The 9,444-nt window shown below is 49.4% G+C and carries 6 protein-coding genes; 5 read left to right on the forward strand and 1 reads right to left on the reverse strand.

The window, feature by feature from the left end:
- Positions 1–236: 236 nt before the first annotated feature.
- The 3 genes from HBA55_RS36850 to HBA55_RS36860 all read left to right on the forward strand — a co-directional run bounded on the left by HBA55_RS36850 (position 237) and on the right by HBA55_RS36860 (position 5,838).
- A complete protein-coding gene (locus HBA55_RS36850; RefSeq protein WP_167001183.1) occupies positions 237–1,331 on the forward strand; it encodes a helix-turn-helix transcriptional regulator in 1,095 nt (364 codons plus the stop codon).
- Between the two features lie 180 nt (positions 1,332–1,511).
- Complete coding sequence (locus HBA55_RS36855) at positions 1,512–3,197, forward strand: amidohydrolase family protein (protein WP_240946483.1); 1,686 nt, start codon at positions 1,512–1,514, stop codon at positions 3,195–3,197.
- A gap of 226 nt (positions 3,198–3,423) precedes the next feature.
- A complete protein-coding gene (locus HBA55_RS36860; RefSeq protein ID WP_167001185.1) occupies positions 3,424–5,838 on the forward strand; it encodes a DPP IV N-terminal domain-containing protein in 2,415 nt (804 codons plus the stop codon).
- Between the two features lie 222 nt (positions 5,839–6,060).
- Here HBA55_RS36860 and HBA55_RS38145 read toward each other — a convergent pair whose 3' ends face one another.
- A complete protein-coding gene (locus tag HBA55_RS38145) occupies positions 6,061–7,113 on the reverse strand; it encodes a helix-turn-helix domain-containing protein (protein WP_167001187.1) in 1,053 nt (350 codons plus the stop codon).
- A 185-nt stretch (positions 7,114–7,298) separates the two neighbouring features.
- Between HBA55_RS38145 and HBA55_RS36870 the strand changes: the two genes are divergently transcribed.
- Positions 7,299–8,570, forward strand: a complete 1,272-nt coding sequence (locus HBA55_RS36870; RefSeq protein ID WP_167001189.1) for a CapA family protein — start codon at positions 7,299–7,301, stop codon at positions 8,568–8,570.
- A gap of 12 nt (positions 8,571–8,582) precedes the next feature.
- Positions 8,583–9,383: a serine hydrolase domain-containing protein gene (locus HBA55_RS36875; protein ID WP_167001191.1), complete on the forward strand. Its 801-nt coding sequence runs from the start codon at positions 8,583–8,585 to the stop codon at positions 9,381–9,383.
- Positions 9,384–9,444 lie beyond the last annotated feature (61 nt).

Consider the following 9,444-nt stretch of genomic DNA (forward strand, 5'->3'; position numbering starts at 1 on the left):
ATTTCCATAGTGCACAGAAAACCTTAGCCGGATTCGAACTTTATCGGATGATCAAAAAAGGTCAGCTCTGTCAAAATTCTGTGACGACGGCCTCCGATATTGACCAGTTTTACTCTCTCGCGGCATAGCTCCGCCAGGGGAAGATACGCCTTGATTTCTCGTCATCAAAAATGCGTTTTGCAACAGAGCCAGACAGACTCTGGACTCATTGAATAGAAATATGGTCAGATAGCCTGATGAGTTACAGGCCTTCTACCAAACCCGCGCCCGAGCCGCCAAAGGCCACCCTCTCCCGTTGCAGGGAGTTGGTGGATGGTTATAACTGGGGCTTAGAGCCTGAAAATGATAAATCCATTCAGTCCATTGACTTGATTGCCGCCGGGGCCGGTGTTCGCGTACAAGTTGAATCTCCATCTTTGCAGAGTGTGGTGTCTGTCATTGAACTGGCTGAGGGGGTGGCCATTTCTATGGCGACGCATAGGTATGATCTGTCTCTAGCGCTACCCGGGCCTATGGCAATGTTATTGCCCCGGGATATGCTATTTATACGGCTGCCGGTGTTGGGTGAACTCAAGGTAGGCTATGGTGAGAAATCTGTTGTCGAAGCGCCTAACGCAGTCACAGTCGCACGCCTTAACCAAGGCATGTTATACAATGCTTTCACTGATCAGAAATCCCCTCATTTCAGTTCGGTGTTGCTGCAAATCCGTCCCTTGGCGTTGCTGCCGTTTCTGGGGCTGGCAGAGTCAGAGGGAGATTCATTTACCCGTTTCTACCCTGATTCGCTGTTGGCGTTGTCGGAAGTTAAGGATTTCCCCATAACACCTGCTATTTCTAAGTTGGTGGAGAAACTTTTTAACCCCCAGCTACAAGGGGGGGAGCTGCTGGTGTATTTGAGGGCGCAGACTCAGCTTTTGTTGACACAGATGCTGGTTGAATATAGTGACGGCAGTAATACACAATCCCTGGCTTTTAGTGATCAGCACATGCGAGCGCTACTGGATGCCAAAGACCTTATCCTGCAGCAGGTCGCCGAGCCTCCCGGCCTGAATGAATTGGCAAAACAAGTTGGCCTCAATCGCAACCTTCTTAATCAAGGTTTCAAACAGATGTTTGATTGCACCGTGGCGCAGTTTGCGAAAGAGGCTCGGCTCCAGAGAGCCTGGATACTTTTGCAAAGTACCGCTCTGTCCGTTACCGAAGTCGCCCACCAGGTAGGATACGGCTACGTCAACAGTATGATCTCCGCCTTTCATCAGCGCTTTGGCGTGTCGCCCAAACAGGCAAGACTTCACCCGGAGCGGGTGGACGCAGTCAAACTTCGGAAGTAGCTGTAGGGCAATTGTCTGCCGTTCACTTTACCTAGATTTACACAGATTTGTGCAGGTCTCATAACTTTTCTGCGCTCCGGCAAAGATTTACTCAATACTCAGCTTTACAATCATTCAAGTGGATTTCGGCACATAAGCGATGTTGTGGGTCGGTCGATTTGAATGGCAGGTAGGAAGAGTATGAAAAGACAAGACATCACCAGGTGCCCGGCGGCCGTGCTTGCAACAGCGGCTTGTATTGTGATGGCCGTGCTGGGAATGAGTTTGCCGGCATGGGCAATGACCGGATTTGAGAAAGAAAAAATCCCGCCCCGGATGGAAGGCGAAGGTCACTTCCAACGCCTGGTATTGCGCGGAGGTTACCTGTTAGACGGCACTGGTGCGCCGGCCCAGGGACCGGTGGATATAGTTATTGAGAATGATCGTATTACTGAAGTTCGCAATGTTGGCCGTCCCGGAGTACCTATCAACCCTGCTGTACGCCCCGCCAAAGGGGATCGTGAAATCGATGTACATGGCAAATTCATACTGCCGGGGTTGATCAACAGCCACGCTCACATTCATGGTGGAAACTGGCCTTCGGGGGTATCACTGGAGTATATGTTCAAGCTCTGGCTTGCCCATGGAATTACCACGGTGCGGACAGTGGGTGGTAGCGGGGAAGACTGGGGCATCAAGTTACGCGAGATGAGTAATCGCAATGAAGTGGCAGCGCCGCGATTCCTGATCAATCCTATTTTTGACTTTAAGGCGGAAGACTCGGTATGGCCCTTGGGTGCTTACAATACACCCAAAGAGGCTCGTAAGCGCATTCGCGATTTGAAGAAAAAGGGCGCTGACGGCGTGAAGTTTTTGGGTGCCTCTGAAGAGGTGCTGTTTGCGGCGCTGGATGAGGCGGAGAAGATAGGTCTGCATACAACCATGCATCATGCACAGGTTGATGTCATTGATGCCAATGTGCTGGATACCTCTGCTCGTGGCCTGGATGCCATGGAGCACTGGTACGGGCTGCCAGAGGCGATGTTTGAAGACAAGGTGATTCAGGACTACCCCAAGAATTATATTTACAACAATGAGCAGGATCGTTTTGGTCAGGCTGGCCGGTTGTGGAAGCAGGCGGCCAAACCTGGCTCCGAAACCTGGAACAACACCATCGCTACCCTGATTGAGCGCGACTTTGTGCTGAGCCCGACGCTGGTGATCTACAGCCCTAACCGGGATGTAAAACGCGCTATGCGTCTTGAGTGGCACGATGAGTACACCACGCCCAACTTGTGGAATTTCTACCGTCCCAGCCGCTACGCCCATGCTTCCAACTGGTTTGACTGGACACCGGAAGACGAAATTGAGTGGAAGAATAACTTCAAGATCTGGATGCAGTTCCTGAATGATTACAAAAACAAAGGCGGCAAGGTGGCTATTGGTACTGATGCTGGTTACGGCTATATCACCTACGGTTTTGCCATGGTTCAGGAGATGGAGATGATGCAGGAGGCGGGTTTCCACCCGCTGGAAGTGATCCGCTCCGCCACCAAAATCGGTGCTGAATTGGCAGGGATGAGCAAAGATATCGGCACCGTAGAGGTAGGCAAAAAAGCCGATCTTTTGGTGGTGGACGAGAACCCGGTTCACAACCTGAAAGTACTTTACGGTACCGGCACCTTCCGCCTGAACGATGACCTTGGCCGTATTGAATCCATCGGTGGTGTGCGCTGGACCATTAAAGACGGCATTGTCTACGACGCCAAACAGCTGTTGGAAGATGTGCGTCAGATTGTGCGCAAGGAAAAGCAAGAGGCAGGACTCGACCCGGATCGCCCCATGCCGATTATTGACCCGACCCAAAAAGCGGTCGAGGTGCACTAAAACGATGAGACTCTGTAGGAGCGGCTTTAGCCGCGAACAATAAAGATTCGCGGCTAAAGCCGCTCCTACAGTTAATTTAAAATTGCGGATTATTACCATTGGGTTGTTAACCCTACGGTAACCCCGCAATACCTATTTTTGCTGGTATTTGATTTGGAAAATGATTGGATGCCAACAATAACAACCGTTAATAAAGAGTTACAAAGCATTTACCTGAGGACGGAAAGTGAAGATACAAACTCAATTGGCATCACTGCTGGTGATTAGCTCCTTGGTTGCAGGCTGCTCCGTAGAGCAACTTCAGCAGGCTTCAGCAAGTATCGAGGCTGTTAAGCCTGTAATTACTAATGAAGATTTTGCGCGGGCTGACAAATTTCTATCAGCCGCAAGCAACGGCCTGATCCTGAATAATAATATTGCTTATCATTGGATCGATGATGGCAGCTCGTTGTACTACAAGCATCAGCTGCCAGGTAAAACTGAATTCCGCCTGGTTGAAAGTGCGACCGGAAATATTTCTCCGCTCTTCGATCATCAAGTAATGGCTGATGCCATTGCCGCGGCACTGGAGACTGAGGTGTCTGCGGATGCATTGCCAATTCAGATGCTGACCCGGCTAGATGCTAACAATTATACGGTGGTTAGCGGCCAGCAAGCGTTGAGTTGTGATCTGTCGGCGGCCAAGTGTGACAAAGTGTCGGCGCCAGAGGGTGTTGACCCTACCTCCGTACCATCGCCAAATGGTAAGTACGCTGTATTTAGTCGTGATTTTAACCTGTGGTTAAGAGATAACGTCAGTGGTGAAGAGCGCGCATTGACCACCGATGGTGAACGCTCCTGGGGATATGGCAAAACACCAGAATCCAGTGCTCACGAAATCACCATGCGCCGCTACGGTGTAAAAAATCCAGTCGGTATTTTGTGGTCACCGGACGGTAGCAAATTTATTAGCTACCAGTTAGATGAACGTCATGTGCCTGAAATGCATTTGGTTCAATCAATACCGGAAGATGGTTCTTATCGTCCTAAATTACACAGTTATCATTTTGATCTGGTAGGCGATCAACCGTCGTTGGCGAAATACTTTATTTATGATATCGAAAAGGGAACCCGAACTGAGCTGGACTACCCAGCATTGCCCAGCACTTTGATGCCTGCCTTGGCCAAAGGGCATATCACTTGGAGCGCTGATGGTCAGCAGCTTTATATGCTGGATGAGCAGTCTGACAATGGTTTCCTGAAATTCTCATTTGTAGACAGCAGTACCGGGCAGGTTCGTATGCTAATTGAAGAGCGTAGTGAAACCGTTATTTTCGCGAATGCGCAATTCTCTTCGCAACCCAATGTACGAGTTCTTGAGAACGGTGATGTTATCTGGTTTTCAGAAAAGAGTGGATGGGGTCATCTCTATTTGCTCGACGGAAAAACCGGAGAAGAGAAGTATGCGCTGACTTCTGGTGATTGGTTGGTCAGGGATATTCTGTATGTAAACGAAGCGGCTGGTGAGTTGCTTGTATCCGGTTCTGGTGAAAATAAAAGCGAAGACGTTTTGTTTAATAAGCTCTATCGAGTGAAACTGGATGGCTCCGGCAAAAAACTGCTGACTCCTGAAGCTGGTCACCACAATCTAAAGTCTTATTCGGCATTGATGGCGAGGTGGGGGGATTATATGCCGCACGTCATTTCACCATCAGGTAAATACTTTGTAGATTACCTTACTTACCCGGATCAGGTTGGTAGCTGGACGCTACGTGACAGCAATGGCAAGGCGATTGTTGAGCTGGCTAAAGAGGATGTATCACAACTGCCAGAATTCACAAAGCCGGAATCCTTTACCGTGAAATCGGCTGATGGTAAGTACGACCTCTATGGCGTAATCCTAAAACCGCGCGACTTTGATAACAATAAGCGTTATCCCGTTATTGAGTTTTACTATCCAGGTCCTCAGATGGCCTGGGCGCCTAAAGCGTTTGTATCGGCATTCCCTCCCGGCAGTCTAGCTGGTGATGCTCAAGCATTGGCTCAGCTCGGATTTGTGGTGGTGATGATGGATGGCCGTGGAACACCCTGGCGCTCTAAAGCCTTTATGGACTTGAGCTATAACAACATGGATAAAGTTGGTTATATGGAGGACCACGTTAACGGTATTAAGGAGTTGGCTAAGACTCGTCCGTGGATGGATATTGATCGGGTTGGCATGTTTGGCTCCTCCGGTGGTGGATTTGCGACGGCTCACGCGCTGATGGATTACCCGGACTTTTATAAAGTTGGTGTCTCCAGTGCTGGTAACCACGAGCAGCGATCCTATATCCGTACGTGGGGTGAGATTTTCCACGGTAAGCTGGATAAGGTGGATTACGACAAAGTATTTGTGGGCAAAAACGCCGCCAACTTGAAAGGCAAGCTGCTGTTGGCACACGGTGAAATGGACGAGAACGTTCACCCTGCAATGACCATGCGTGTTGCCGATGCCTTAATCAAAGCTGGTAAGCAGTTTGATATGTTGATGATGCCTAATGTGGAACACCTCATTATGGGTAAACCTTATTTTCAGCGTCTGACTCAACGGTACTTCCTTGAGCATCTGATGGGTGCCGAGTTGCCTCACGATGTTGATATGGGTTTGTCCACTGAACAGTAAATTTTTAAACGTTCGCGGCTGAAGCCGCTCCTACAGGGTGATTTGGTAGGAGCGGCTTTAGCCGCGAAATGGTTTTGAGATAACAGTTATGAATTTGCGTTTTTTTGAATTTATGGTGAGTGGCGCATTTGCTGCGTTATTGATCAGTTTAATTGTGTTGGGGGTGGGGCTGTTTCTGTGGAAGCAGAAACAGTTTGATTGATATTATTCAGTTGATCTGCTCTATTTCTCACGAAATTCCGAAGGAGTGATACTGAAATGTCCCCTAAATGCGCGGGTAAATGCCGCGGGGTTGGCATAGCCAATTCGACCTGAAATTTCCGTAATGGTTAATTCCTTTGAGTTTTCCAGCAGCAGCTTGGCGCGTTCCATTCGCAGCTCCGTCAGCATTTGGAAAAAGCTCTGACCATACGCCTGCTGCAGCCCCTGATTCAGTTTGTTGCGATTGGTCCCTACTTCTGCGGCCACCTCCGTAAGAGTCAGCGGTTTGTGTAGGTGTTCCAGCATGTGCAGCTTTGCACGTTCAATAAAATACCCTTCGCGCAACGGTTTTTGGTGGCCAGGCTGGTTGCGTTCCTCTTCCAGTAGCAGGGTGTCCCAGACTCCGGCCATTAGCTGCAGGAAAATGCCATGAACTTTGGTGCCCCAGCTCGATTGCAAGTGATCGCTGTGCAGAATTGCCATAAAGCACTTCTCCACATCCTGGGAGATGGGGAGTAGAAGATTATCTATTCCGTCATCATTGCCCTCTGTGCAGAGGCTTTTTAGTGCCCTGGGGAAACGATCGAAAGGCTGATCAAACAAGGATTCCAATTTGTTCATAGCCATAGAGGCCGAGAGCTTGGAGATGTTTTCTCCCGGTTGCGAGATCCAGGTAATTTCCTCACCTGCCCGGAGCCGGGTGATATGGACGCCAGTACTCAGGCTCAGGAATTCGCTGTCACCTCTTTTCACCAGCACTGAATTGGATTGGGGCAGCACCCGCAGATAGATAAAGTCCTCTTCTGCTCGATAAGTCATGCGAACCGGATTGGGGATGGCGCCGCGGGTATTGACCATTACATAACTTCCAGCACGCTCAAAAATATCGAATACCCCTTTAAACAAACCCTCTGAAACCAGGGCGCGATAACTGCTGCTGGCTAATCCGCTGTGGTTTTCCGCCAGTTTGTACTGCCCCAACTGCTTACGCCAAAACTCATAGCTGGTCAGCTTGGGGTCCAGGAAAGAGGAGGTGTTTAGGGTTTTGGTGGTTGAGTGATTATGGCGAGCCACGGCTTGACCTCGAAACTTTTTAGCAAACTCACGCTGTTCAGAGTAACAGTAATTGTGCTGATATGGAAATTTTTCGTGCATAACTGCACAGTCAAGCGGCAAGGGATTGTATAACCTTATCGGCTCTGGAATTTCAAAGTACCAGGCAGATTGCCGGTGAGTATTATCTTAGTGGGAGTGACTCAGTGAACAAGGTTTGTAAAGCAATAGCCGTGGTGGCGGCCATTTTTAGTCCGTTGGCTAGTTATGCGGAAGAGGAGGCCACAATAGATATGATGGTGGCCGGTGATATCGAATGGTCCGGTGTCGATGTTCGAGGATTTTTCCTGAATACATTTGTAATTAAGGAACCATATGGCAAAACATCTGGTTGGACACCTATCCCTAAATTAATGTCATACGACCGCTATGAACAGATGAAAGCGGACAATTCCACTACTTACCAGATACTGGATGCGGGTGCCAAGGCGTTGGTGGGCAAGAACGCCACTGCCGATATGCTGGCTCATCATTTTACCGCTGAGCCTTTGGATATTGAATTTAATAGCCCAAGCGAACGCGCGCTCTACCCCTTCCAAAAGATTGCTCCATTGCTGGGCGATGCTGACTTTACCTTTGCCAATCTGGAGTCGCCGCTCTCCGATACCGCCGAGATGTCCGGCGTGTTTAAAACGCCCACCGCCTTTGTGGAAGGACTGACATACGGCGGGGTCGATGTGGTATCCCTGGCAAATAATCATATGCTGGATGCCAGCCGCCAGGGACTGCGCGACACCATGGAAACTCTGGACGGTGCCGGCATCAAATACATGGGTGGTGGCAAGGATCTAGACCATGCACGGCAGCCAGTCATTCTGGAAAAAGAAGGGATTCGTATTGGTATTCTCGCCTATACCCAAACGGAAAATAATGGTACCGACAGTTATGCCGCTCCGGGCAGACCCGGTGTTATGCCGCTGGATCCCTATTTGATTAAACAGGATATCGAACAATTAAAACCCAATGTGGATCTGGTTGCTCTCTCCTTCCATTGGGGTATTTATCATATGACTGGGGGTGCAGAAGCGGGTCAAAGCCTGCATCCTGCCGCTGTTGAATTTGCCCATGAAATGATCGATGCCGGTGCCGATATGATTCTCGGCCACCACCCCCACTTCCCTCGCGCTATCGAAATTTATAAAGGCAAGCCGGTGCTCTATTCCCTGAGCCATCTGATCTTTAGTTTAACCCAGCCGGACTGGGTGGATAACTACATCGCTCGCCTGAAAATGACCAAAGAAAAAGTCACTGAAATTACGCTCTATCCAGTAGCGGGTGAAGGAAAAGAACTGCAACAGCCCTATCAACTCACCGGCAAACGGGCCGACAGTATGCTGAATAAGATGGTAAGGCTTTCCAAAGACTTTGGTACCGAGATCGAAATTCACGATGGCGTTGGCACCATTAAATTGCCCTAAATTATTGAATACATGGACAAGCAAATATTTAAAAAATCAAATACTCATCTTATCGCGTTATTGGCTGGCATGCTGGCACTTCCATTAGTGGCGGCAGAAATACCTACCACCTCCATTGTGCATGAAAGTGCCAACCAACGAGATAAAGCATTAATTCGTGGCCTGAATGCCTACTTGCCCGAGTATCTTCAGGAGATTGATGTCCCGGGTTTGAATATAGCCTTGGCTCGCCATGGCGAAGTGATTTTGGAAGGTGCCTACGGTTATGCAGATGCAGCCTCAAAAAACCCCGTAACACCGGATACGGTATTCCGCTCCGGTTCCATGGGCAAAACCTATACTGGTGTTGCCATTATGCAATTGGTGGAACGTGGCGTAATCAGCCTTGATGATCCAATCAACAAATACCTGCCCTTTGAAGTACAGAACCCATTGGGTGGCGGTGAGATTACAGTTTTTCACCTGATGGTTCACACCTCCGGATTGGGTGGCGACGCAGCTGGCAGTATTTTTGGTAACACGCGTCCACTAGATGAAGTGCTGCGCGACAAGTTTTCCAAATCCAAACAGGCCATGGTGGGCGGCATCCCCACCTGGACCAAAAAGGTCGGTGAAGAGCGGCAATACTCCAATATCGGCATTGCCACGCTGGGACTGATTGTTGAACGCGCCAACCCTGACAAACTCAGCTTCAGCGAGTTTGCCGAAAAAAATATTATGGAACCGCTGGGAATGAGTTCTACCCAGAGAGCTGGCCCCCTTCCTTTGAACAGCTCATCCCCATTCTATAAGTGGATCCACGCCAAGGTTTAAGCCACCAGGGAAAGCGGCGTTGTATTGAAGTAAACCTCATCCGGTGTTTTCCGGTCAAGGC

Source organism: Pseudomaricurvus alkylphenolicus, assembly GCF_011683955.1.
Lineage (GTDB): Bacteria > Pseudomonadota > Gammaproteobacteria > Pseudomonadales > Cellvibrionaceae > Pseudomaricurvus > Pseudomaricurvus alkylphenolicus.

Excerpts from the sequence above, each read along its gene's own strand:
- HBA55_RS36855 (WP_240946483.1), top strand. The coding sequence starts at position 1,512 with ATGAAAAGACAAGACATCACCAGGTGCCCGGCGGCCGTGCTTGCAACA.
- HBA55_RS36850 (WP_167001183.1), top strand. The coding sequence starts at position 237 with ATGAGTTACAGGCCTTCTACCAAACCCGCGCCCGAGCCGCCAAAGGCC.
- HBA55_RS36875 (WP_167001191.1), top strand. The coding sequence starts at position 8,583 with ATGGACAAGCAAATATTTAAAAAATCAAATACTCATCTTATCGCGTTA.